This window comes from Massilia psychrophila, assembly GCF_002760665.1.
In the GTDB taxonomy this organism is placed as follows: domain Bacteria; phylum Pseudomonadota; class Gammaproteobacteria; order Burkholderiales; family Burkholderiaceae_D; genus JAFCUW01.
This window is the reverse complement of record NZ_PDOB01000020.1, coordinates 41219-66064: the sequence shown is the minus strand read 5'-3', so window position 1 is coordinate 66064 and position 24846 is coordinate 41219. Positions and strand designations below refer to the sequence as shown.

The 24846-nt window shown below is 62.1% G+C and carries 24 protein-coding genes and 1 pseudogene; 14 read left to right on the top strand and 11 right to left on the bottom strand.

Annotated elements, in window-relative coordinates; translation table 11 throughout:
- Positions 1–34 precede the first annotated feature (34 nt).
- From CR103_RS13475 to flhD, 6 genes are all read right to left on the bottom strand, one after another.
- Positions 35–583 (bottom strand): chemotaxis protein, encoded by a 549-nt coding sequence (locus CR103_RS13475; protein WP_099916495.1) that lies wholly within the window; start codon positions 581–583, stop codon positions 35–37.
- A 28-nt stretch (positions 584–611) separates the two neighbouring features.
- Entirely contained in the window at positions 612–1553 is a 942-nt protein-coding gene (gene motB, locus CR103_RS13470; protein ID WP_099916494.1) for a flagellar motor protein MotB, read from the bottom strand.
- A gap of 65 nt (positions 1554–1618) precedes the next feature.
- A complete protein-coding gene (gene motA / locus CR103_RS13465) occupies positions 1619–2479 on the bottom strand; it encodes a flagellar motor stator protein MotA (protein ID WP_099916493.1) in 861 nt (286 codons plus the stop codon).
- A 187-nt stretch (positions 2480–2666) separates the two neighbouring features.
- Entirely contained in the window at positions 2667–3428 is a 762-nt protein-coding gene (locus CR103_RS13460; protein ID WP_370659442.1) for a class I SAM-dependent methyltransferase, read from the bottom strand.
- 64 nt (positions 3429–3492) lie between these two features.
- Entirely contained in the window at positions 3493–4050 is a 558-nt protein-coding gene (gene flhC / locus CR103_RS13455) for a flagellar transcriptional regulator FlhC (RefSeq protein WP_099916491.1), read from the bottom strand.
- A gap of 46 nt (positions 4051–4096) precedes the next feature.
- Positions 4097–4414 carry a flagellar transcriptional regulator FlhD gene (gene flhD / locus CR103_RS13450; RefSeq protein WP_099787901.1) on the bottom strand — a complete coding sequence of 106 codons (318 nt, stop codon included), beginning with the start codon at positions 4412–4414 and terminating at the stop codon, positions 4097–4099.
- 542 nt (positions 4415–4956) lie between these two features.
- Here flhD and kynU point away from each other — a divergent pair.
- Genes kynU through CR103_RS13435 form a run of 3 tightly spaced genes read left to right on the top strand, consistent with a single transcriptional unit; the run spans position 4957 to position 7669 of the window.
- Positions 4957–6210, top strand: coding sequence for a kynureninase (kynU, locus tag CR103_RS13445; protein ID WP_099916490.1), 1254 nt, complete (start codon positions 4957–4959; stop codon positions 6208–6210).
- Between the two features lie 17 nt (positions 6211–6227).
- Positions 6228–7070: a tryptophan 2,3-dioxygenase gene (gene kynA / locus CR103_RS13440; protein ID WP_099916489.1), complete on the top strand. Its 843-nt coding sequence runs from the start codon at positions 6228–6230 to the stop codon at positions 7068–7070.
- Between the two features lie 50 nt (positions 7071–7120).
- Positions 7121–7669 (top strand): RBBP9/YdeN family alpha/beta hydrolase, encoded by a 549-nt coding sequence (locus tag CR103_RS13435; protein ID WP_099916488.1) that lies wholly within the window; start codon positions 7121–7123, stop codon positions 7667–7669.
- A 222-nt stretch (positions 7670–7891) separates the two neighbouring features.
- Here CR103_RS13435 and htpG read toward each other — a convergent pair whose 3' ends face one another.
- The gene (gene htpG / locus CR103_RS13430; protein ID WP_099916487.1) at positions 7892–9811 is read right to left on the bottom strand and encodes a molecular chaperone HtpG; all 1920 of its coding nucleotides are present in this window, start codon (positions 9809–9811) and stop codon (positions 7892–7894) included.
- Here htpG and CR103_RS22105 point away from each other — a divergent pair.
- From CR103_RS22105 to CR103_RS22730, 9 genes and pseudogenes are all read left to right on the top strand, one after another.
- Entirely contained in the window at positions 9740–10093 is a 354-nt protein-coding gene (locus tag CR103_RS22105) for a hypothetical protein (protein WP_180279386.1), read from the top strand. The genes htpG and CR103_RS22105 overlap by 72 nt on opposite strands.
- A 99-nt stretch (positions 10094–10192) precedes the next feature.
- A pseudogene (locus CR103_RS23430) lies at positions 10193–11116 on the top strand (DMT family transporter); the annotation flags it as partial.
- Positions 11102–11680 (top strand): RidA family protein, encoded by a 579-nt coding sequence (locus CR103_RS23425; RefSeq protein ID WP_307719706.1) that lies wholly within the window; start codon positions 11102–11104, stop codon positions 11678–11680. The pseudogene CR103_RS23430 and the gene CR103_RS23425, both read left to right, overlap by 15 nt.
- A gap of 135 nt (positions 11681–11815) precedes the next feature.
- Complete coding sequence (locus CR103_RS13415) at positions 11816–13009, top strand: aminotransferase-like domain-containing protein (protein ID WP_099916521.1); 1194 nt, start codon at positions 11816–11818, stop codon at positions 13007–13009.
- A gap of 179 nt (positions 13010–13188) precedes the next feature.
- Complete coding sequence (locus CR103_RS13410; protein ID WP_099916520.1) at positions 13189–14511, top strand: diguanylate cyclase; 1323 nt, start codon at positions 13189–13191, stop codon at positions 14509–14511.
- A gap of 82 nt (positions 14512–14593) precedes the next feature.
- Entirely contained in the window at positions 14594–15856 is a 1263-nt protein-coding gene (dapC, locus tag CR103_RS13405; RefSeq protein WP_099916484.1) for a succinyldiaminopimelate transaminase, read from the top strand.
- A 15-nt stretch (positions 15857–15871) separates the two neighbouring features.
- Positions 15872–16699: a 2,3,4,5-tetrahydropyridine-2,6-dicarboxylate N-succinyltransferase gene (dapD, locus tag CR103_RS13400; protein ID WP_099916483.1), complete on the top strand. Its 828-nt coding sequence runs from the start codon at positions 15872–15874 to the stop codon at positions 16697–16699.
- A gap of 33 nt (positions 16700–16732) precedes the next feature.
- Positions 16733–17878, top strand: a complete 1146-nt coding sequence (locus CR103_RS13395) for a PilT/PilU family type 4a pilus ATPase (RefSeq protein ID WP_099916482.1) — start codon at positions 16733–16735, stop codon at positions 17876–17878.
- Positions 17879–18053: 175 nt separating this feature from the next.
- Entirely contained in the window at positions 18054–18221 is a 168-nt protein-coding gene (locus CR103_RS22730) for a hypothetical protein (RefSeq protein WP_180279390.1), read from the top strand.
- Between the two features lie 182 nt (positions 18222–18403).
- Here CR103_RS22730 and CR103_RS13390 read toward each other — a convergent pair whose 3' ends face one another.
- Complete coding sequence (locus CR103_RS13390) at positions 18404–18622, bottom strand: DUF3606 domain-containing protein (RefSeq protein ID WP_143752603.1); 219 nt, start codon at positions 18620–18622, stop codon at positions 18404–18406.
- 88 nt (positions 18623–18710) lie between these two features.
- Between CR103_RS13390 and CR103_RS13385 the strand changes: the two genes are divergently transcribed.
- Entirely contained in the window at positions 18711–19247 is a 537-nt protein-coding gene (locus tag CR103_RS13385) for a pyridoxamine 5'-phosphate oxidase family protein (RefSeq protein WP_099916480.1), read from the top strand.
- 20 nt (positions 19248–19267) lie between these two features.
- Here CR103_RS13385 and CR103_RS13380 read toward each other — a convergent pair whose 3' ends face one another.
- Both CR103_RS13380 and CR103_RS13375 read right to left on the bottom strand, forming a co-directional pair.
- Entirely contained in the window at positions 19268–20935 is a 1668-nt protein-coding gene (locus tag CR103_RS13380; RefSeq protein ID WP_099916479.1) for an alkaline phosphatase family protein, read from the bottom strand.
- 410 nt (positions 20936–21345) lie between these two features.
- Positions 21346–21819 carry a hypothetical protein gene (locus CR103_RS13375; protein ID WP_099916478.1) on the bottom strand — a complete coding sequence of 158 codons (474 nt, stop codon included), beginning with the start codon at positions 21817–21819 and terminating at the stop codon, positions 21346–21348.
- 215 nt (positions 21820–22034) lie between these two features.
- On the opposite strand from CR103_RS13375, the gene CR103_RS13370 reads away from it, so the two are divergent.
- A complete protein-coding gene (locus CR103_RS13370) occupies positions 22035–22508 on the top strand; it encodes a TIR domain-containing protein (protein WP_099916477.1) in 474 nt (157 codons plus the stop codon).
- A gap of 35 nt (positions 22509–22543) precedes the next feature.
- On the opposite strand, the gene CR103_RS13365 is transcribed toward CR103_RS13370, so the two are convergent.
- On the bottom strand, positions 22544–24697 hold the full coding sequence (locus CR103_RS13365; protein ID WP_180279389.1) for an EAL domain-containing protein: 2154 nt from the start codon (positions 24695–24697) through the stop codon (positions 22544–22546).
- Between the last annotated feature and the right edge of the window lie 149 nt (positions 24698–24846).

Below are 24846 nucleotides of genomic sequence, written 5' to 3'. Positions count from 1 at the left end.
TTTTGTTCGGTTAAAGTGATTGGTGGATGCGACCTCAAAACAGTTCGATGTCGCCGCTTTCGAGATGCTGCTGGTTGACTGCCTTGCGTAGTACGCTGCGTAATTCGAGCGACTGGATCGCCAGCACCATGCTGACCTTGCCGAGCAGATCGACGATTTCCTCGCTGTCGGTTTCGGCGTTGACGCCAGCGCTGTGGGTGCCGAGCGTGCCCAGAAACGCCCGTAAGCCGGTGACCCGTTTGAGCGTGCGGTCGATCAATTGGCTCGTCATGTCCTGGAACTGCATGCTGGTGATGGCACTGTTGACGTGCACGCCGACTTCGCCCGACATCGCTTTCATGCGCGCGATTTCGTCGGCGCTCGGGGTGCCGCCGGCCAGCAGCAGGTTGATGCTGTCCTGGCGCGCGCCCACCGCTTCATGGATCGCCATGAAGCTGCGGGTGAGCTTGTCGACAGCTTCCTCGAGCAGCAATTCGGTTTGCAGCAAGTCGGTTTCGACTTCGCTCAAGTGGTTCTTGCCGTGGTCGGAAACGCCCGACAACAGCCGCTTCAGATGCGACCCCAGTATTTTCTTTCTTGTCATCCGGCTTCTCCGATTTTGTCGCGGGCCATCATTTTGCCGCCGCCGGTAACGTTGTCGTCGCCGTCGCCCCATCGCGCGTCACCACTACGTCGGGCGTCTGCTGCGAGGCGTTGTCACGCATGACTGTGTCTTCGGTTTTCTTGTTCATGACGATGATGCTGATGCGGCGATTGATCGGATTGAACGGGTCCTTGCGGTCCAGGTTGGCAGCCGAGGCGAGCCCGACCACGCGCAGGATCTTGTCCTCATTCATGCCGCCGATAATCAGCTCGCGGCGCGAGGCGTTCGCCCGCTCGCTCGACAATTCCCAGTTGCTGTAACCGACGTCCGACAGGTACGGGGTCGAATCGGTGTGCCCGGACAGGCCGATCTTGTTCGGCACGTCGTTCAGTACGATACCGATCACGTGCAAGATGTCGCGTGTGTACGGCTGCAATTGGGCCTTCGCCAGGGCGAACATCGGCCGGTTCTGCTCGTCGACGATCTGGATCCGCAAGCCTTCGCTGGTGATGTCGAGCAATAGCTGGTTCTTGTATTTCTTTAACAGCGGATTGGCTTCGATCGTCGCCTCGATCTTCGCCTTCAAGCCCTGCAAACGCACGCCCTCTTCGCGCTCGAGCGCGGCTTTAGCCGCCTTCAGGTCATAGCTTTTCTTGGGCGCCGGCGTGTCGCCCTTCTTGACCTGGCCAGTGCGCGCCGTCAGGTCCTTGCCGCCGCCCTGGATCAGCGACGAGCTGTCGCCACTACCGGAGCCGCCCGCCATGGCCACTTTTAGCGGCGTCTTGAAAAATTCGGAAATGCCGTTCAGGTCGCCCTTGGTGGTCGAGCCGAGCAGCCACATGAGCAAGAAGAAGGCCATCATCGCCGTCACGAAGTCGGCGTAGGCGATTTTCCAGGCGCCGCCGTGATGGCCGGCCGCCGTCTTCTTGATGCGTTTGACGATTATCGGGCGCATGCCCTCATCGGCCATGGAAACTCCGCGGCACCAGGTGGGTCAGGCGGGGGTGGCAAGTGAAAAATACGGGCATCAGGGGCTTACTTGGTCTTCGACTTCTTGATGTGCTCTTCGAGTTCGCCGAAGGTCGGGCGCTCGGTCGAGTACAGCACCTTGCGGCCGAATTCGACCGCCAGCGCCGGCGCGTAACCGTTCAGACTGGCCAGCAATGTCACTTTCACGCACTGGAACATCTTGGTCGATTCTTCCAGTTTCTGCTCGAGCAGGCTGGCCAAGGGACTAACGAAGCCGTACGCCAGCAGGATGCCGAGGAAGGTGCCGACCAGCGCCTTGGCGATCAGGATGCCGAGCTCGGCCGGCGGAATGCCGACCGATTCCATCGTGTGGACCACGCCCATCACCGCGGCGACGATGCCGAACGCGGGCAGGCCGTCGCCAAGCTTGGCTAGGCAATGACCGGGCACGGCGCCTTCATGGTGGTGAGTCTCGATCTCGTTGTCCATCAGGTTTTCGATTTGAAAGGCATCCATGTTGCCGGATACCATCAGGCGAAGGTAATCGGTCATGAATTCGACGATGTGGTGATCGGACAGCACGCCCGGATATTTGGAAAACAGCGGGCTTTCTTCCGGCTTGTCGATATCGCCTTCGATCGACATCAGGCCTTCCTTGCGCACCTTGGAGAGGACGTCGAACAGCAGCGACATCATCTCCATGTACAGTTCCTTGGTATGGCGCGAACCCTTGAACAGGGTCGGCAAGGCTTTCATCGTCGCCTTGATCGACTTGCCGTTGTTGCCGACAAAGAAAGAACCCAGCGCGGCGCCGCCGATCATCACCAGTTCCAGCGGCTGGTACAGCGATGCCAGGTGGCCGCCGCTCGCGGCGAAGCCACCGAATACAGACCCACAGACGATGATGTATCCGATGATGACTAACAAGGGCGCTGACTCCGAAGGTAAATACGTGTATTGAGTTGCTAACCGCTATGCCAAGAATGGCAAGGGCGCCTAAAGCTAAGCCGCGGCGCCCACAAAATAATTGTTCTAAGGAACTACAATATCCTGAAGATGCCCGTTGAGCAAGTAAAACCGCCTCGTATTTGATCCGGTGTCGTCAGTATGTCGCCTAAAAGTGCCAACCGTAAAGCGGGGGCCCGCGCCCTGTAGGCATAATCGCAAGATCGGGTGGTTCTGCGCCGATGCCGAACTCATAGCTGAGCAGCAGCGAGCCGGGCCGCATCTCGGCGCTGGCCTTGCGCCACAGCGCATCCATCGCCGCCGGCGACAGGTAGGCAAACACGACATCGTAGTCGCCCAGGTCGAGCTGTTCGTAGTCGCCATGCGCAAAACGCACGTTATTGCCGACCAGCGCGGCGCGCAGCCGGCTGACCAGCCACGGCAGCGGCGCCAGCTCGATGCCAGCGAAGGTGGATTCAGGGCGGCGCCGCGCCAGGTCGAGCACCAGGCCGCCCAGGCCGCTGCCGATGTCGATCACGTACAAAGGCCGGCCGGGCGGCAACAGCTCCGCCACCGCATCCCATGCGCGCTTACCAGATGGAAAATACGGCACCTGGGTGCGAAAGGTCGACCAATATACCAACAGCAGCATGATAAAGCCGGCCAGGAAAATCCACGGCGGCAAGTGCAGCCCGGTGCCGGCCAGCAGCGCCGGGGCAAACAGCAATTCGATCGCCAGCCACCACGGCGCCAGCTTGCGCCACCAGCAGAGGGCGGCGGCGATGCCGCCCTGCAGCAGCGCCAAGAAGCCGAGGGCGAGGTCGACATGCATGAAAGACAATATGGCAACGACCAGCGCGCAGGCCGGCAATGCGGCGCACTGGATCAGCAGCGCCCGTACCGCGGGCGAGCGCCAAAGATGTGAACGCAAGATGGGCTGGAGGGCAAGGCTCACGCCTTGCCCTTCAGCCTGGATTTTGCGGTGACCGCGAGGGTCACGCGGCCAGCAGCAGCGCCGCGGCGGCGGCGTCTTTCGATTTCTTGGTCTTGCCGGCACGCGAAGGCATGTGGCACAGGCCGCAATGGTAGCCATCGTTGAGGTCGAGGCAGTTGACGACAAACTTGCCCTGGCAGCAAGAGCAGGCCGCCACCGACAACATCTTGCTCTGAAAAAAACGCACCAGCGTCCAGGCGCGCGTCAGCGACAGCAGCGGCTCCTCGCCCGGTGCGGGCGGCATTTGCTCGAGGTACAGTTTATAAGCCTTCATCACCGCTTCGATGCCAGTGGCGCCGGCGTGCTCGACGAGAAACTTGTGGATATTGATAAACAGCGAAGAATGGATGTTCGGCTGCCAGGTCAGGAACCAGTCGGTCGAAAACGGCAACATGCCTTTTGGCGGCGACATGCCGCGCAGTTCCTTGTACAGCTTGAGCAAGCGTTCACGCGACAGCGACACTTCGGTCTCGAGCAGCTGCAATCTGGCGCCAAGCCGGATCAGCTCGATCGCCAGCTGGATTTCCTGGGCTTCCGTGACAACGCTTTTTTTGCTCATTTCATGACTCCGAATCTGATCAACTGCGACAACAGGCTGCTAGTAACTACGCGATTTCTTCGACGGCCTGGCCGGCCATCAGAATGGCGGCGTGCGACTGCGCCAGGCTGCGGTCCTTGTTGTAGTTGGTCAACATCGACAGGATGGCGCTGTCGTCGAAGCGGAAGCGTGCCAGCATCATGTTGCCGCCGGCGAGCTTGAGGATCTGGGCATTGCTCATGCCTTCGATCAGTTCGGCGATGTCAGCGGCAATGCCGAGGCGGAAAATGGCGGTCACCTTGTCTGCACGGATCATCTGCTGGGCGAGCATCAGGTAGCTCAGGTTCGCATCACGAATTTCCGCCATCATGTCGTTCGCAGTCATTTCCATCTCCTTGAATCCGTTGAAATCTGGCTTCGTCTCGTGTTGCCAGTGAGACAGATTGTGACCGTACGGAAACTATTCGGAAATAGGCGAGAAACTGTATTTTTGGTCGGCGAATGGCGAATCGGACCGGTCGGTGTTTGTCTTACAAACACCGACCGGTCATTGTCGCGCCCCTATGAAAACGAGGCGGAGTTGGATACTTGAAACTACAAAAATTCGGAGCTTTGGACGCCAGCCTGCTGTCGCCTTGTACCGGTTACGTCAAGCTTTCGCAGAACTTTAGGGGTTTTTTGAAATAAATTTAAATTCTTTTAAAATTGCTCCATGCTTGCTGTAACGGCCCTGGGTTCTGGAACTTTAGGGTTGTCGGCAATTATTTTTGGAAAACGTGGATATTGTCGTCGCGGTGCTGACAGGCGTTATTGGCTCGGCGGTCCGGCGGTTCTTTGTTAAAATGTCACTTCGGGCGCCGTTCAATGCGGCTCTGCGCGGTTGTCCTGCTGCACACTCCCCCGCGATAAATTTCGGCAAAGACAAGCATGACCACCAGAACCGATTGCCTGGCGCTCGACGCGCAGGACCTGCTGGCGCCGCTGCGGGCGCGCTTCGACCTGCCGCAGGGCGTGATTTACCTCGACGGCAATTCGCTCGGCGCGCGTCCGACAACGGCACTGGCGCGCGCCCAGGACGTCATCGCCCGCGAATGGGGCCAGGACCTGATTCGCAGCTGGAACACGGCCGGCTGGTTCGACTTGCCCAAGCGCCTCGGCGACCGCCTTGCACCCCTGATCGGTGCGCGCGCCGGCGAGGTGGTCATCACCGACAGCACGTCGCTCAACCTGTTCAAGGCGCTGGCCGCCGCACTCAACATGCAGGCCGAAGGCCCGCCGGCGAGCGCCGCGCGCCGCACCATCGTCACCGAGCGCGCCAACTTCCCGACCGATATCTATATGGCCGAAGGCCTGGCTGCCTGGCTGGCGCGCGGCTACTCGGTGCGGCTGGTCGACAGGGTCGATGCGCTGCCGGCGGCGATCGACGCCGACTGTGCCGTCCTCATGCTGACGCACGTAAACTACCGCACCGGCTACCAGCACGACATGGCGCAGCTGACCGCCCTCGCCCACGCGCAAGGCGCACTGACGCTGTGGGACCTGGCCCATTCGGCCGGCGCCGTGCCGCTCGACCTGCACGCGGCCGGCGCCGACCTGGCTGTCGGCTGTACGTACAAATACCTCAATGGCGGGCCCGGCGCGCCGGCCTTCATCTGGGTGCCGAAACATCACCAGGCGGCGTTTTGCCAGCCGCTGGCAGGCTGGTGGGGCCATCGCGCACCATTTGCCATGGCCCCCGGGTTCGCCGCCGCCGAAGGCATCGGGCGCGCCCTGTGCGGCACCCAGCCAATCGTCTCGCTGGCGCTGGTCGAATGCGGACTGGAAGTGTTCGAAGAGACTGACATGGAGGCAATCCGCGCCAAGTCGCTGGCGCTGACCGACCTGTTCATCGAACTGGTGGAGGCGCGCTGCGGCGCTCATCGGCTCGACTTGGTCACCCCGCGCGCACATGCGCGGCGCGGCAGCCAGGTCAGCTTTACCCACCCGCACGGCTACGCGGTGATCGCCGCGCTGATTGCGCGCGGCGTGATCGGCGACTACCGTGAGCCCGCCATCATGCGCTTCGGCTTCACGCCGCTGTACACCAGCTTCGCCGATGTGTGGGACGCGGTCGAGATCCTGCGCGCCGTACTCGACGACAAGGCCTACGACGTCGACGCCAGCCGCGGCGCGGTGACCTGAACCCCGAAAGAGACAGCATGTCCGACGATAAAAAAGACTCGACCACATGGCACGGCGCCGAAATGGATTTCAGCAGCGCAATGAGCTACGGCGACTACCTGGGGCTCGAGCAAATCCTGGGTGCCCAGCATCCGCGCTCGCCGAACCACAACGAGATGCTGTTCATCATCCAGCACCAGACCAGCGAATTGTGGCTCAAGCTGATGCTGCACGAACTGCAGGCGGTGCGGCGCAATCTGCGCGCCGGCGAACTGGCGCCGGCCTTCAAGATGCTGGCGCGGGTAGCGCGCATCATGGACCAGCTGGTGCATGCATGGGACGTACTGGCGACGATGACGCCGCCCGAGTACACGGCGATCCGCCCGTTCCTCGGCGCCTCGTCGGGCTTCCAGTCGCACCAATACCGGGAACTGGAATTCATCCTCGGCAACAAAAACGCCGCGCTGCTCACCGTCCACGCCACCGCACCGGCCGCGCGCACGATCCTCGAACACGAACTGAATGCAGCGTCGGTGTACGACGAAGCGGTAATGCTGCTCGCGCGTAGCGGGTTTGCCATCGCGCCCGGGCGCCTGGCCGCCGACCGGACGCTGCCGACGTACCACGACGACTCGGTCGAGGCCGCGTGGCTGGCGGTCTACCAGGATCCATCGACGCACTGGGCGCTGTACGAACTGGCCGAAAAGCTGGTCGACCTGGAGACAGCGTTCCGCTTCTGGCGCTTTCGCCACGTCACAACCGTCGAGCGCATCATCGGCTTCAAGACCGGCACCGGCGGCACCGCCGGCGTCAGCTACCTGCGCAAGATGCTCGACGTGGTACTGTTCCCCGAGCTGTTCACGCTGCGCACTGCCTTATAAAAAAGCGACGTACAATCGTCGCAATGAGCCAATCACCATATGGAGCTACCATGAAATGCGACGTCCTTATTTTGGCCGGCCTGTGGAATTCAGGCCCGCAGCACTGGCAGACGCTATGGCAGCACAAGCATCCCGGCTGGCAGCGCGCGCCTCATCGCGACTGGAATAATCCTGATTGCCACGAATGGGTGGCCGAGCTCGACGCGGCCATCGCCGCCAGCGAGGCCGGCCCGCCTATCTTGGTGGCGCACAGCCTGGCCTGCCCGCTAGTGGCGCACTGGGCCGCATCCGGCTCGGCGCTTGCGATCCAGGGCGCCTTCCTGGTGGCGCCGAGCGATGTCGAGGCGCCGTCGTACCCGCAAGACGCCGTCGGCTTCGCGCCGATGCCGATGCAGAAACTGCCGTTCCCTAGCATCGTGATCGCCAGTTCCAACGACGAGTATGTGTCGATCGCGCGCGCGCGCGCGTTTGCCGCGGCGTGGGGCAGCAGGCTCGTCGAGATCGGCGAAGCGGGTCATATCAACGGCGACAGCGGGTATGGCAAGTGGGCCGAGGGCGAGAAGATGCTGCTTGAGTTTTGCGGGGAGATTTTGAAGTAGAGCACACCGTGCGTGGCAGCCCCTCGACATCGAGGACGTCGTCCTTGCGAACGCGGGGACCCCATCTGCGCGCGTTCCGCACGGCTTCAATCGCTACATTACAAGCCGATGGATGACAGTGTTGAAGCTGACGGACAAAACCGACTTCGAGCATCGGCAAGTTAAAAAAAAGGCAGAGAATTTCTCTGCCTTTTTCATACGCATCGCTGATGGTTGCAGCGCTTACTTCACGTTTGCCAGCAGCATCTCATTCAAGCGTTTGACGAAACTGGCCGGGTCGGCCAGCGAACCGCCTTCGGCCAGCAGCGCCTGGTCAAACAGGATGTGCGCCCAGTCGCCGAAGCGCGCCCCGGCTGCGTCCTCGTACTTCAGGCGCGTCACCAGCGGGTGGTTCGGGTTGATCTCGAGAATGGGCTTCGATTCCGGCGCGTTCTGGCCGGCGGCCTTGAGCATGCGCAGCAGGTTGCCCGACAACTCGTTCTCGTCGGCCACCAGGCAGGCTGGCGAATCGGTCAGGCGGAACGTGACGCGCACGTCTTTTGCCTTCTCGTCCAGCGCCGCCTTCATCTTCTCGACCAGGTCCTTGTACGAGGTCTCGGTTTCCTCGTGCTCTTTCTTTTCCGCTTCGTCTTCCAGCGCACCGAGGTCGAGCCCGCCCTTCGCCACCGACACCAGCTCCTTGCCTTCGAAGTCGTTCAGGAACGACAGCATCCACTCGTCGACGCGGTCCGTCATCAACAGCACTTCGACGCCTTTTTTACGGAAGATCTCGAGGTGCGGGCTGTTCTTCGCCGCGGTGTAGCTGTCGCCGGCGACGTAGTAGATTTTCTCCTGGCCTTCCTTCATGCGGCCAAGGTAATCGGCCAGCGCCGTGTTCTGATCGGCGTTCTCGTTCGTCGTCGAAGCGAAGCGCAGCAGCTTGGCGATACGGTCCTTGTTGATGGCGTCTTCGCCAACGCCTTCCTTGAGCACCTGGCCGAACTCGGTCCAGAAAGTGGCGTACTTGTCCTTTTTTTCCTGCTCGTCGGCGTTGGCCAGTTCTTCCAGCATGCCCAGCACACGCTTGGTAGAGCCTTCGCGGATCACCTTGACGTCGCGCGACTCCTGCAAAATTTCGCGCGAGACGTTCAGCGGCAGATCGTTCGAATCGATCACCCCTTTAATGAAGCGCAGGTAGGCCGGCATCAGCTGCTCGGCGTCGTCCATGATGAAGACGCGCTTGACGTACAGCTTGATGCCGCCGCGCTTGTTGCGGTCCCACAGGTCGAACGGCGCGTGGGCCGGCACGTACAACAGCTGGGTATATTCGCTGCGGCCCTCGACCCGGTTGTGGGTGTACGCCAGCGGCGCCTGGAAGTCGTGCGAGACATGCTTGTAAAATTCGTCGTATTGCTCCGGCGTCACTTCGGAGCGGTTGCGGGCCCACAGCGCGCTGGCCTGGTTGACGGTGTCGAATTCGTCCTTCAGCACCGACTGGTTCTTCTCGGCGTCCCACTCGTCCTTCTGCATCATGATCGGCAGCGAGATGTGATCGGAATACTTGCGGATGATCGATTTGAGCTTCCAGCTCGAGAGCAGCTCTTCTTCACCGGCGCGCAGGTGCAAGATGACGTCGGTGCCGCGCGAGACCTTCTCGACCGACTCGACGCTGTAGTCGCCCTCGCCCGCCGACTCCCAGCGCACGCCTTCGGAGGCGAACTGGCCGGCGCGGCGGGTGTTGACGACGATCTTGTCGGCGATGATGAAGCCCGAATAGAAACCGACGCCGAACTGGCCGATCAGGGCCGCGTCGGCCTGCTGGTCGCCGGACAGCTTGCCGAAGAACTCCTTGGTGCCAGACTTGGCGATGGTGCCGAGGTGCGAGATGACGTCATCGCGGCTCATGCCGATGCCATTGTCCGAAATGGTGATGGTCCTGGCGTCCTTGTCGAACGAGACGATGATTTTCAGTTCGTGATCGTTGCCGTACAGCGCATCGTTATTGATGGCCTCGAAGCGCAACTTGTCGGCGGCGTCGGACGCGTTCGAGATCAGCTCGCGCAGGAAAATCTCCTTGTTCGAATACAGCGAATGGATCATCAGTTGCAACAGCTGTTTTACTTCAGCTTGAAAGCCAAGGGTTTCTTTTTCGGCGACGGCCATTTGTTTTCCTCTTGTAGGACAGGTTGGGGTGTGGTTGCGATGTTGGGATTAAAAAAGAAATTTCAAGGGCTGGAGCGTGCCATTTCCCGTTCGGGGAATTGCCAGATATGGGGATCTTGCATCGCCGCCACGTTCCGCCGCATGCGGGTCGGCGCTAGCTGGCTGGGCGAAAACAGGCTGCCGACGGCGACGGTGCGCGCGATCTGGTCGATCAGGGTTTTGCCGGTGCCACGCGACCGCAACTGCGCGATGGGTGCTTTTGTACTGGTCGTTTTACCGTAACAGTATCTAAAATTATATCAACAACTGTACAGGCACTGTACTTGTTTTTTAGTCTAGTATAAACCTATCCGCAATCCCGCGACCACCTCGAAAGCCGGCATGAAGCACACTCCCGCGCCAGGCGCCGCCATTTCAGGCAAGCCAGTCTTGTCCGATGAGACGGCCGGCATGCTGCTTGGCCTAGTGGGTGTTGCCATGTTCAGCCTGACCCTGCCTTTTACGCGCATGGCGGTGGCCGAGCTCGATCCCGCGTTCGTCGCGCTGGCGCGTGCACTGGTCGCCGCCGTGCTCGGCGCCATCTGGCTCCGCTTCCACCGCGCCGCTTGGCCGCCGAGGTCGGCGTTGCTGCCGCTGGCGCTGGTATCGCTCGGCTGCGTGATCGGCTTCCCGTGGCTGACGTCGATTGCCTTGCGCACCCTGCCCGCCTCCCACGGCGCGGTGCTGGTGGGCATCCTGCCGCTGGCGACTGCCGTGTTTTCCGCGCTGCGCGGCGTTGAAAAACCGTCCGCCCGATTCTGGGTCACGGCCCTGCTTGGCTCAAGCATCGTGATCGGCTTCGCGCTGCGCCAGAGCGGCGGCAACCTGCATCCGGCCGACCTGCTGATGCTGGGCGCCGTCGTGCTCGGCGCCCTTGGGTACGCCGAGGGCGGGCACCTGGCGCGGACGATGGGTGGGCCGCAGGTGATCAGCTGGGCGCTGGTGCTGTCGGCGCCGCTGCTGTTGCCGCTGGTGCTATGGCTGTCGTGGCCGTGGCCGGGCGCCATCGCTGGCGCGGGCATCCGCGCCTGGCTCGGGTTTGCCTACGTCGCCGTATTTTCAATGTTCATCGGCTTCGTCTTCTGGTACCGCGGCATGGCGCTGGGCGGCATCGCGCGGGTCGGCCAGGTGCAGTTGATCCAGCCGTTCCTGACGCTGCTGGGCGCGGCAGCCTTGCTGGGCGAACCCTTGGTGCTGTCGAATTTCGTCTTTGCGCTGGCCGTGATCGCGCTGGTTGCCCTCGGGCGCAAGATGCAGGTGCGCCGCGTAGCGCTGGTCCGAATGGCCGACCTGGCCCCGGCGCATGGTGGGCAGGCTGGCGGGCTGGACGTACAATACGAGTTTTATCCACGCCAACTGGAATCGTCCATGTCAATTTATCAAAAACTCAACGATCTCAACATCACCCTGTCGGCGCCGGCCACGCCGGCTGCGGCATATGTGATGTACGTCCAAACCGGTAACCTGGTTTTCATTTCGGGCCACATCGCCAAACATGCCGACGGCACGCCGAACGCCGGCCAGCTGGGCAAGAATGTGACGACCGAACAAGGTCAACAGGCGGCGCGCGCGATCGCCATCGACCTCGTCGGCACCCTGCAGGAAGCCTGCGGCGGCGACCTGACCCGCGTCAAGCGCATCGTCAAGCTGATGAGCCTGGTTAATTCGACGGCCGATTTTACCGAGCAGCACTTGGTCACCAATGGCGCCTCCGAATTGCTCGGCGAACTGTTTGGCGACGCCGGCAAGCACGCCAGGTCCGCCTTCGGCGTGGCGCAGATCCCGCGCGGCGCCTGCGTCGAAATCGAGATGATCGTCGAAGTCGCTTGATCTTTTGAAGTCAGCCGTATCCGGACAACGCTTACCCGGCGTCGTCCATTGAAGAAGCCGCCTATCCGGCGTATTGTAAAATGGCCCAGCACACAAGCGGCCCCATCCCTCTGTGAGACCCGCATGAAACTCGATATGGAAATTGAAAACGCTGTCCCGATCACCTGGCGCTTCTCGCAGCGCGCCGCGCAAATGCAATCCTCGTTCATCCGCGAGATCCTGAAGATTACCCAGCGCCCGGAGATCATCTCGTTCGCCGGCGGCCTGCCTTCGCCCGACACCTTCCCGGTCGAGCAAATGAAGGCGGCGTTCGACACCGTGCTGACCAACAGCGGCAAGGTGGCGCTGCAGTACGGCCCGACCGACGGCTTTCCGCCGCTGCGCGAATGGATTGCCAATTCCCTGTCCACGGCTGGCTGCACAATTGCGCCCGAACAGGTCTTGATGACGTCCGGCTCGCAGCAGGCGCTCGACCTGATCGGCAAGGTACTGATCGACGAAGGCAGCCGCGTGCTTGTCGAGACCCCGAGCTACCTCGGCGCCTTGCAGGCGTTTTCAGTGTACCGGCCACAATTCGCCTCGGTCGCAACCGACGACGATGGCCTGGTGCCAGGCTCGATCGAGAAGGTCGCCATCGGTGCGCGCATGCTGTACGCGCTGCCGAACTTTCAGAATCCGACCGGGCGCAGCCTGTCGATCCCGCGCCGCCGCGAACTGGTCGAGACCTGCGCGCGCCACAACCTGCCGCTGATCGAAGACGATCCGTACGGCGCCCTCAGCTACAAGGGCGAGCCGTTTCCGAAAATGCTGAACATGAATCCCGGCGGCGTCATCTACATGGGCTCGTTTTCCAAGGTGCTGACTCCGGGCATTCGCTTGGGTTACGTCGTCGCGCCGCTGCCTCTGGTGCGCCGACTGGAACTGGCCAAGCAGGCAGCCGACCTGCACACCGCCCAGCTGACCCAGATGGTGGTGCACGAGGTGATCAAGGACGGCTTCCTCGAGCGCCACATCCCGACCATCCGCGCGCTGTACGCCAACCAGTGCCAGGCCATGCTTGACGCGTTGGCCGCATGCTTTCCGGCGGGCGTGAGCTGGACCAAGCCGGAAGGCGGCATGTTCATCTGGGTCACGCTGCCCAAGCACATCGACACCATGAAACTGCTCGACCATTCAATCGCCGAGCGCGTGGCCTTCGTGCCGGGTGCGCCGTTCTACGCCAACGAGGCTGAAACGAACACCTTGCGCCTGTCATTCGTCACGGTGTCGCCCGAGCGCATCCGCGAAGGCATTGCCATCCTCGGCAAGCTGATCGCCGCACTGATGTAAGCATTGGTGTAAGCACAGGTGTAAGCGCTGCTTGTGCGGCGCTTCGCACAACTTGCGGTGACCTTTGGTCAAACCATGGCTGTCGCCGCCAGGTTGTGCAGTTGCAACAAAAAACTGACCTAACGGCAACATTTATTACCGGCAAAGATCGCGAAGGCGTATTATTTTGCTTCATGAACATGCCAGATTTTACAGTCCCGCCAGCCGCACGCCATCGCGCGATCCTGATCGTCGACGACTCGCCTGCCAACCTTGGCATGTTGCGGACCATGATGATGCAGCAGGGATACCAGACCTTCGTCGCCACCACCGGTGAGCGTGCGCTGTCGATCGCGCGGCGGGTGCGGCCGGACCTGATCCTGCTCGACGTCGTCATGCCCGGCATCGACGGTTTCGAGACCTGCCGCAAGCTCAAGGAACATCTATCCACCGAGCACATCCCGGTCATTTTCATGAGCGCCCGGTCGGAGACCGAGGACATCGTTGCCGGCTTCGACATCGGCGCCGCCGACTACATCAGCAAGCCGCTGCGGATGGCCGAAGTGTGCGCCAGGGTACGCGCGCAGCTGCAGATGCGCAGCGCCAGCGAGGCGCAGAAGGAGCAGGCCGAGCGGCTGCGCCGGATCGTCCACGGCATGGACGAAGGCTTGGTAATCGTCGAGGCAAGCGGGCGCATCCAGTACGGCAATCCGGCCTGCGAGCGCTACCTCGGCTACGGGCCAAACGAACTGGCCGGCCGGCCGCTGTCCGACCTGCTGGGCGGCACGCTGGCGCAGGAATACCTCGACTATTTTGCTGCCTGCGCGACCGATCCGGCGGCGGTGCACCAGGCTGGCGCGCGCGAAGTGCTGATCCGTCACAGCGACGGCGCCTTGCGCGCGATGGACCTGACCTTGTCGCCGATGGTCGCCGACGAGCCCTTGTTCATCGGCTTGTTGCACGATATCACCCATCACAAGCGCTCCGAGACGGCGCTGCAGCACGCGGCAATGGTCGACCAGCTGACCCAGATCGCCAACCGCCGCCATTTCGACCACTTTCTCGAGAAAGAATGGCAGCGCGCGCTGCGCAGCGGCCAGCCGCTGTCGCTGATCGTGCTCGACGTCGACCATTTCAAGCTGTACAACGACGCCCTGGGCCACGCCGCCGGCGACCTGTGCCTGCAAAAAGTGGCGGCCGCGCTGCAGTCGCGCGCGCTGCGCACCACCGACCTGGCGGCGCGCTACGGCGGCGAAGAGTTCGTGCTGCTGTTCGCCGAGACCACGCAGGACGCCGCGCTGGTGCTGGCCGAGTCGATCTGTGCGCTGGTCGAGTCGCTGCACCTGCCGCACCCTGGTTCGCCGACGTCCGAGTGGCTCACCGTGAGCATTGGCGTGGCCAGCATCGTGCCGACCAAGTTCGACCGCGTCGAGCAGTTTTTTGTAACCGCCGACCGCGAGATGTACGCGGCCAAGGCCGCCGGCCGCAACCGCGTCGGCTCGACCGGCAGCGGCGCTGGCTGATCGGTTCGCGACCGGCAGCCCGGCAATCTTATCGGCGTTATAATAGCGGTTTGTTTCGCACCACGATAACCCTGGTACCGCCGTGAATCCATATCTCGAGAAACTGCATCCCTACCCGTTCGAAAAGCTGCGCCAGCTGTTCGCCGACGTGACCCCGAATCGCGATTATGACGCCATCAGCCTGGGAATGGGCGAGCCGAAGCATCCGACCCCGGCCTTCATCCACAAAGCCCTTGCCCACGGCCTGCATGGCCTGGCGAGCTATCCGAGCACTGTCGGCAGCGACCAGTTGCGCGGCGCCATCGCGTCCTGGCTCGAGCGCCGCTACGGCGTGCCGCCGCTCGATGCGGCTACCCAGGTGTTGCCGGTCAACGGTTCGCGCGAGGCGCTGTTCGGTATTGCCCATTGCGTGATCGATTCGACAAAGCAGACGACGCAGACCGGAGCGCCGCTGGTGGCGTGCCCGAATCCGTTTTACCAGATCTACGAAGGCGCCGCCTACCTGGCCGGCGCCGAGCCGTACTTCGTCAATTCGGAACCTGCGCGCAATTTCGCCTGCGACTACGCCAGCGTACCGGACGACGTCTGGCCGCGCGTGCAGCTGCTCTACCTTTGCTCGCCGGGCAACCCGACCGGCGCCACCTTGTCGATCGACGACTGGCGCGCCTTGTTCGCGCTGGCCGACCGCCACGGTTTCGTGATCGCCGCAGACGAATGCTATTCCGAGATCTACCAGGGCAGCACGGCCCCGCTCGGCGCGCTCGAAGCGGCGCACCAGTTGGGGCGTAGCGGCGGCGCCCATCCGTACGCCCACCTGGTGGTGTTCTCCAGCCTGTCGAAGCGCTCGAACGTGCCGGGCATGCGCTCGGGCTTCGTCGCCGGCGACCCGGCCATCATCCGCAAATTCCTGCTGTACCGCACCTACTGCGGCGGCGCCATGTCGCCGCCGGTGCAGGCGGCCTCGATCGCGGCCTGGGGCGACGAAGCCCACGTCCAGGAAAACCGCGCCAAGTACAAGGAAAAATTCCAGCTGGTGACGCCGCTGCTGCGCACCGTGCTCGACGTCGAGCTGCCCGACGCCGGCTTCTACCTGTGGGCCGACGTGCGCCGGAGCGGCCTGTCGGACACCGAATTTGCCCGCCGCCTGTACGCCCAATACAACGTCACGGTACTGCCCGGCAGCTACCTGGCGCGCACCGCGCACGGCATCAACCCGGGCGAGCACCGGGTGCGCATGGCGCTGGTCGCCGAAGTCGACGAAGTCCTCGAAGCGGCGCAGCGCATCGTCCAGTTTTGCACTGCCCTGAAAGCAGCGCAGTCCCCAACCACCACCACCGCCACCTAAAGTCAAGCACACATCATGACCCAACAACTCCAGAATATCATCGACACCGCCTGGGAACAGCGCGCCGAAATCACGCCATCGACTGGCAGCGCCGAACTGCGCGAGGCAGTTGCCCACACCATCGCCGGCCTTGACGACGGCTCCATGCGGGTAGCGCAGAAAACCGGCGCCGACTGGGTCGTCAACCAGTGGATCAAGAAGGCCGTGCTGCTGTCGTTCCGGCTCGAGAACAACAGCGTCATGACGGCCGGCGACGCTCTGCAGTTCTACGACAAGGTGCCGGGCAAGTTCGCCAGCTACAACGCCGACGATTTCGCCCGCGGGGGTTTTCGCGTGGTGCCGGGCGCAATCGCGCGGCGCGGCAGCTTCATTGCCAAAAACGTCGTCCTGATGCCGTCGTTCGTCAACATCGGCGCTTTTGTCGATGAAGGCACGATGGTCGACGCCTGGGCCACGGTCGGCTCGTGCGCGCAGATCGGCAAGAACGTCCACCTGTCCGGCGGCGTCGGTATCGGCGGCGTGCTCGAACCGATGCAGGCAAATCCGACCATCATCGAAGACAACTGCTTCATTGGCGCCCGTTCGGAAGTAGTCGAAGGCGTCATCGTTGAAGAGAACTCGGTCATCTCGATGGGCGTATACATCGGCCAGTCGACCAAGATCTACGACCGCGCAACGGGCGTCGTGAGCTACGGCCGCATTCCCGCCGGTTCTGTCGTCGTGTCGGGCAACCTGCCTTCGGAAGACGGCAAATACAGCCTGTATTGCGCCGTGATCGTCAAGCGGGTCGATGCGAAAACACGCTCGAAGACCAGCATCAACGAACTGCTGCGCGGGGTCTAAAATTCACGACGATATGCCCACCGGAGACGACTGATGGCGATGGACCGCTTGTTCCAGCTGATGAAAGAAAAGCATGCGTCGGACATGTTTTTCGCCGCCAATTCACCGGTGCATATCAAAATCAACGGCAACCTGATTCCGATCAACCAGCAAAAGCTGGAGCCGGAAAACATTCATGCGCTGCTGGCCGAAGTCGCCTCGCCGGCACAGATGGCCGAGCTCGAGCGCGACAATGAGCTCAACATGGGCATCTCTGTGGCGAACCTCGGGCGGTTCCGGCTGTCGGCGTTCCGCCAGCGCGGCTCGATCTCGGCGGTGTTTCGTTTCGTGCCGGCGAATATCCCGGCGCTGGCCGACCTCGGGCTGCCCCCCATCCTGTCCGAACTGATCATGGAAAAGCGCGGCCTGCTGCTGCTGGTCGGCGCCACCGGCTCGGGCAAGTCGACGACGATCGCGTCGATGCTGGACCAGCGCAACGAACTGCGCGCCGGCCACATCCTGACGCTTGAAGACCCGATCGAATACCTTTTCAAGAACAAGAAATCGATCGTCAACCAGCGCGAGATCGGCAGCGACGCCGTTGATTTCTCGACGGCGCTGCGCAACTCGATGCGCCAGGCCCCGGACTGCATCCTGATCGGCGAAATCCGCGACAAGGAAACCATGGCGGCGGCGCTGGCCTATGCGCAATCGGGCCACCTGGTGCTGGCGACGCTGCATGCCAATAACAGCTACAACGCCCTCAACCGCATCATCAGTTTCTATCCCGTAGAGAACCGCCCGGCGCTGCTGCAGGACTTGTCGTCGGCGGTCAAGGCGATCGTCTCGCAGCGGCTGGTGCGCTCGTTTGCCGGCGGCACCCGCCAGGCCGCGGTGGAAGTGATGGTCAACACCCGCTACGTGGCCGACCTGATCGAAACAGGCGCGATCGGCGAGATCAAGGAAGCGATGGAAAAAAGCCTCTCGTCCGGTTCGCAGACGTTCGAAACGGCGCTGCTGCAGCTGGTAAAGAGCGGTTTGGTAACGCAGGAGGAAGCACTGGCCAACGCCGATTCGGCGACCAACCTGCTGTGGCTGCTCAATAATGGGCCGGACAGCAAAAGCCAGCCGCTCGACGTCGAGCCGGCCAAACCGGCCGAACAAGGTGCGTCGTTTACCGAGTTCACGCTCGACACCTGATGCCATCCCATATTCACCCAGCCCGGATAGCCGATAGTTTCGCCTGCCGAAACACGCTGCTCCCATCATTTTTTTAAATATTGTTTTAGCAATTTATACTTATATTTGAGCGAAGGCTCGGGCTAAGCTGCGTCAACGCCGACGCGACACCTGTTTCTTCTGACCAGGAGACTGCATGTTTGGATCCGGCGTTCTCGATACTGTCATCGGCGTGGTGTTTGTCTTCCTGCTGGTGAGCCTGCTCGTCACCACATGCAACGAGCTGATCGCCGCCATGCTCCGCTCGCGCGCCAAATGGCTCGAATACGGCGTCGGCCGGCTGGTATCGGCGCCGCTTCGGTAGCCGACATCAGGGGCGCCGCGGCCATCAGGACAGACCTGCAGCGCTTGTCCGCGATCCTGAACCGGAACGACGCCGGCAACCCCGGCATTGCCCGTAAATCGGGCCGGGCCAGTCGGCAAAGCAGGCCAACGAAAACGCCGCGCTCGCTCGATCCGGACCGCGATGAAGATACGACAGCGCGATTATCCCAGCGCCAGGTGCTTCCTCACATCGGTGACCTTCTCCCCCACCTGCTCGATAGCCCGCGCCAGACGCTCGCGCGGGACTCCCAGTTCCTTCGACCAATACGCAATCTCGGACTCGACCAGCACGTTGATGCGGTCGTAATCGCGCGGCCCCGGCTCCAATGGATTGTCGGACATGTTCTCCCTTTCGCTCTCGTTGAACACGGAGGGTGGCACGGATCGTTGCCGAACTCTGTTAAGTATCCAACATTGGATCCGCACGCATCGACGTACTATTGGATATCCTTCAGGACGAGGAATTCACATGGATTCGATCAACAAGAACCAGCTGGAACAAAATCACCAAGACCTCGACGGTAAAGCGGCCGTCGACAAGCTGAGAGAAGTCGTCAGGAAGGCGGAGACCTGCTTTTTTTCGACCGGCGAAGCGGGTGGCGCCACCTGCGCTACGCGGCCGATGAATGTGCGACTGGTCGACGACGCCGGCAACCTGTGGTTTCTGAGCTCCTCCGACAGCGCCAAGAATGCCGCCATCGCCGCCAACCCCAACGTCAAACTTTATTTTCAGGGCTCGCCGCATGCCGATTTGCTGGCCCTGGAAGGGGTCGCGACGATCACGCGCGAAAAGGCGCGCATCAAGCAGCTGTGGAGCTTCCTGCTCAAGAACTGGTTTACCGACGGCGAAGACGATGCGCGCATTACCGCCATCAAAGTGGTGCCGGCGCGTGCCTACTATTGGGATAACAAGCACGGCAACGCCGTCGCGGGCGCCAAGATCCTGGCCGGCGCGGTGCTCGGCAAAACCCTGGACGACTCGATCGAGGGCAGCCTGATGCTATAGGCCTGCCTAGCGCACCGGCTTCATCGCACGATCTCGGTGAGCACCCGTCCTTCCGCGCCCGCTGGCAGACGCACCCGCAGCAAGTGGGCCAGCGTTGGTGCGATGTCGACCACTTCCGCGTACTGGCCATAGTCGCCCGGCCTGATCCAGCGCTTGCCCATGATCAGTAGCGGCACGTTGGTGTCGTACGTGTATGGCGTGCCATGCGACGAGCCGGTCGTGCCCGTGCCGAAGTACCAGTACGGCTTGACCACCACCATCAGGTCGCCGGAAAGCTGGCGGTTCCACGCGCGCCGCATCAGGATGCCCATGCGGGTGTCGACGACAGCGCCGGTGTCGAACTGGGTACGGGTATAGACTTGGGCCACGCCGGCGTAGTCGAGCAGGAAGCGGGCGGCGGCCTGCTCGACGTCGTCGCGGCGCAATCCGCGTTTCTCGATCGTTGCGCCGTCGAGATGCACATTCGGCAGCGACGTGGCGACCACTAGTTCATCGATGCCGTATTTGGCCGACAGGTGAGCGTTCAAGGCGGCGATCATTTTCTTGCCGTCGAGCCGTTGCGCGTCGATGTGGCGCGAGCGCGAAAACTCCGGCGTGTTGGTGAAGCCATGGTCGGCCGTCAGCACGACGACAACGTTGTCCATGCCGAGGCGTTGGTCGAGGTAGCCGAAGAAGCTGGCCAGCATGCGGTCGAGCCGCTGCAGATGGTCGTGCGACATCTTGCTTTCCGGCCCGAACGCGTGGTTGACGTAGTCATGCGCCGACAGGCTCACGCCCAGCAGATCCGGCACGCCGGCGGGATTTCTGCCGAGGTGTTCGCCTTCGACGGCGGCGCGCGCGAACGCCAGGGTCAACTCGTCGAGGTAAGGGCCGGTCTTGAGGCTTTTGAAATACTCGGTGTCGGGTTTGCCGCTTTTGCTGGAATACAGGAAGGGAAAACGCTGGCTGACGCCCTCCTTGTCCGGGTAAAACGCGTTGCTGGCGTCAAGCGCATACGCTGAATCGGCCAGCAGCGGCGTCCACGCCTGGCCAAAATAACGGTCCTGCGGGCGGCCGGCCCGATAGCGCTGCACCCATTGCGGATGCGACGGCATGTAATAGGTGCTGCTGGCGAAGTTGCCGGTCGCGTCCATGTACATGTAGGCGGTGCCGCTCTTGCCTGCCAACAAAATGGCGCCCCGGTCCTTGCCCGACACGGTGACCACCTTGGTCCGGTTGCCGCTGGCGTAGCGCATCTCGTCGCCGAGCGTGCCGACACGCAGGTTCGCCGGCGAGGTGCCGTCGCCGGGGTTGGTTTTTTCGCCGATATAGGTGTACGCCGTGTCTTCGGTGCAGTACAGCGACTTTTTCGTCGCGGGATCGATCCAGTTGTTGCCGATGATGCCGTGCTGATAAGGATAGGCGCCGGTCAGGACCGCCGCATGGCCTACCGCCGTCACCGTCACGCCATGCGCCTGGTGGGCGTTGCTGAACGACGCGCCCTGATCGAGCAGGCGGCGCAAGCCGCCCTGGCCAAATTGATCGCGGTAGCGCTGCAATTGCTCGTTCGGCAGGCCGTCGACGACGATGACGACCACCAGCTTGGGTTGCGCGCTGGCCGGGGCCGCTGCACCCTGGCTTGCCGCCACGCAGGAAAACAGGACCACGGCGCATGACCATGACCGGAATGGGGAGGAATTGATTTTCATATTGGCTCGTCGGTGAACAGGTTTCGCAGGCAAACCGTAGCCTACCCCATTGAAGTGCCAAGCATGTGTCGGGTGCCCAAAAAATCATTTGGCGCGCTGCCAGTCGCAGGTGGCGGATGTCGAGAAACTGCGAGTTGGTACCGTCCCCCGCTAAGTCTTGAAAGGTCTGCCTCGGTTGCTGCTCCATCGAACTGAATTTCAACGTCGACACGTCGGCGGGTGGCATTTCCGTTGATGCTCTTGACCTTGGGAGTCTTGGCGATGGCGCGCATCAGTGGGACCAATACGATCTCTTCAACGCGCTCGACGGACTGCTCGCCCAAGCGGCAACGCACGACCACGGCCATGTGAGGTGGCAGGACGGCGCTTGCTGCTGCCGAGCCGGCCGGTGAATCCGGGATTGGTGCGCTTTAACGCACCAAAGCGACGCTGAAGACCGACATGTCGCCAAATGCCGTCGCCTGAAATGGCAGGACCCGGGTCGGCAAAGCGCGCAGGTCCGGATAGGGTGCCTCCCCTGCCGTGGTGACCAACGGCGTCGAAGGCACCAGGTACCCTGGCGCATCCGATTCCGGCGCGCCAGCCCAATCGGGGAGTGCGGCGATCGCGCCAATCGGCGCGGCGCACGTTGGCCCGGCGCAAGGGACCGCCGCGGGCAGCCCAGGCACGCCAGCGCCGGCCGGGTCGGTAACGGTGCCGGTGGCGGCAGGCATGGGCGCCGCTGGAACCGAACCTGGCGAGTTTGCGACGACCGCAACAGGCGCCGCGGGCTGGCCGGCGGAACTGACGCCGCCGCAGGCGGACGACAGCGCCGCCAGCGCCAGGGTTGCCGAACAGGCCAGACGGGCCCGGCATTTGCGCCTGAAAAGAGTCGAAGTATTCATCAACGAAAGTGTACATCAATTCCCTGCGGCAACTACCGTTGCAATCATTTTTGTTTTTCCCTAGCAACATCCACGATAGTCCAAATGGCGCAAAATTAACTTTCCGCTTGTTTATAAAAGGATTATCCTATTACATAATTAGCATGTTTTAATCATCAAATAATGCAGTGGCGATAAGGATCGCTGAGCGAACATGGTTGCTAAAGGATGACAATATGACGCGCAAGGCATTTTTTTCGTTTCGGCATGAGCCTGATTACTGGCGGGCCATCAACGTGCGCAATTGCTGGACCAACAATGAGCGTACAGTTGCCGGCTTTTTCGAGCCGACCGAGTGGGAAGGCGTGAAGCGGCAAGCCGATTCGGTCATCGCAACCTGGATCGACGAACAATTGCGCGACACCTCCGTCACAGTCGTCCTGATCGGTATCGATACTGCCAAAAGCAAGTGGATCGAGTATGAAATCAACGCCAGCCTGGCCCGAGGCAACGGCGTTCTCGGTATTTACATCCACGAGATTAAAAACAGCAAAGGCATTACCACCGCGCGCGGCGCCAATCCGCTCGACGCTTTGGTTCCCGCCCGGAGCGGATCGCTCGCCTATCCCGTCTACGACTGGTTCAAGGACGATGGCTATACTAATCTGAACAGCTGGATCGAGGCAGCGGCCTTAGTTGCCGGGAACTAAGCTTAGGGCCGCAGCTGCGGCCGGGCCGGCGCCGCTCACTCTGGCGCCCGGTTCCCATTGCCAGCAAGCAAGCGCTCGAAGGATGCCGAAGACACCGGCTTCGAAAACAGGAAGCCCTGCGCATAGTCGCATCCCATCGTCTTGAGGACATCGCGCTGCTCGGCCGTCTCGATTCCTTCCGCGATCACCTTGAGGCCAAGCTTGTGCGCCATCAGCACGATCGTTTCGGCGAAAACACTGCTGTTCAGATTCGTCGCGATGTCTTTCACGAACGACTGGTCGATTTTCAGGAAGTCGACCTTGAATTTCTTCAAGTAGGCCATCGACGAATAGCCGATGCCGAAATCATCGATCGAAAACTGCACGCCGGTCTGTGCAAGCTGGCCGAGTCTTGCCTGGACGCCGGGTGTATCATTCAACAACAACCCTTCCGTAATCTCGACAGCAATCTGCTTGCCCGCGCGTTCGAACAGCGCCAGGTCGTTGTCCCAGCTTTGGATCATGGCCCGGCCGGTAAATTCAGCGGGCGACTTGTTGACGCTGATCTGAAACGGCGCACCGGCCAGGGCACTCCACGCGCGCGCGCACGCCGCCGCCTGCGCCAGCACCCAGGCGCCGATGTCGTCGATCAGTCCGGTTTCCTCGGCAAGCCCGATGAATTCCTCCGGCAGTACCAGGCCGTGCCGCGGATGGTGCCAGCGCACCAGCGCCTCGGCCTTGACGATGACTCCGGTGTCGAGGTCGACGATCGGCTGGTAAAACACGTCCAGTTGCTGTCTAGCCAGCGCATGCCGCAATTCATCGATCATCTGCAGGCGCACCCATGCGGACTCGCGCATTTCGACTGTGAAGAAGCTGAAGCGGTTGCGGCCCGCCTGCTTGGCAACATACATTGCCTGGTCGGCATTGCGGACCAGGTCGCCGGGGGTGCTGGCGTCCTGCGGGTACAGCGTGACGCCAATGCTGCCGGAAACGTGGACGTCCTTCTGGTCGATCCTGAAGGGCCTGGCCAGCGCGTCGAGCACCTCCTGGGCCAGGATTTCAACATGCGAGAGCTTGTTGACCTCGGTGAGGATCACGGTAAATTCGTCGCCGCCGATGCGCGCGACCGTGTCGGTTGCGCGCACGCATGCGGCGATTCGCCGCGCGCTTTCTTGCAATAACAGATCGCCGGCGGCGTGCCCCGAGCGGTCGTTGACTTCCTTGAAAAAATCGAGATCGACGAACAGCAGGGCCAGCGCATTGCCGGTCCGGGCCGCGTGCCTGACGTCCTGCTCGAGGCGGTCAAGGAACAGCCGCCGATTCGGCAATTCCGTCAAACTGTCGTAATAGGCATTTTTGTAGATCTCTTCGCGCGAGGCGTGCAATTCGGAGATGTTGCGCGCCGTCCCCGTGATCGACTCCACCTGGCCGGCGTCGTTCAAGACCGGCATCAGCACGTAGCGATAGGTAAGCGCCGGACCGGACAGCTGCGCGCAGGAGAGTTCGCCCGAACACGGCGCGCGCGTTTCGATCACGTGCGGCAATTCGCGCGCGAGCTGCGGGCCGATCGTCGGACAACGCCGGGCAATGTTATCTCGCGGCAAAAGCTGTGCCGACGGCTCGCACAGGTGCAGGAAGGCCTTGTTGGCGTAGATCAGGCTGCCGTCGACAGCGAGGATGTATTGCAGGTCTGGCGACGACGACAGCAGCGTGTCGAAGCGGCGCGTGGTTTCTTCCTTCTCGACCGCATAGCGCTCCATCGACTCCGTCAGGGCCTGGTCGATCGCCTCGTTGAAGCGGATCAGCTGTTCGCCGGCGCCGGGCGATGCCGCACCCTCTGCCTCACGCCACAGGTGAAGCACGCTCGCGCGCAGGGCGCGAAATTCGGAAACAGTGTCGTTGACGCTGAATCCCCTGGCGACCCGGTCGGCGCCGTGCAGCTCCGCATTGCTCACGGCCGCCTCGCGCGGCGCACGCCCTTTCGATTTTTCCGCTTGTTCGAAGCTGGTCTGTGCATGCTCCAAATCGTCGGCTATCGCGGTCAGCACGCCGGCGGCATGGTCGCGCAGCGTGTCGGCGTTCATGCCGTGGGCCGATCGGATGCCGCGCGCGAACTGCTCCCAATGTTCAAGTATCGTATCGAGGTTGGCGTGAATGAAATCGGACAGTCCTGGCGAGGCTGCAGTTGAGGTTGCATTTTCGTCCATACACGCTGCTCCAACGGATGATGATCGCCACCTCACAGTAGCGCAAAATGGCAAAAGTCGCAGAATCGTCACCCCATCGTGCGCCACAATCCGCGGCACGTCAGCGTATGCTATGCTCCGGCCTTCCCCGCAATGACCCTGTCCGCCCA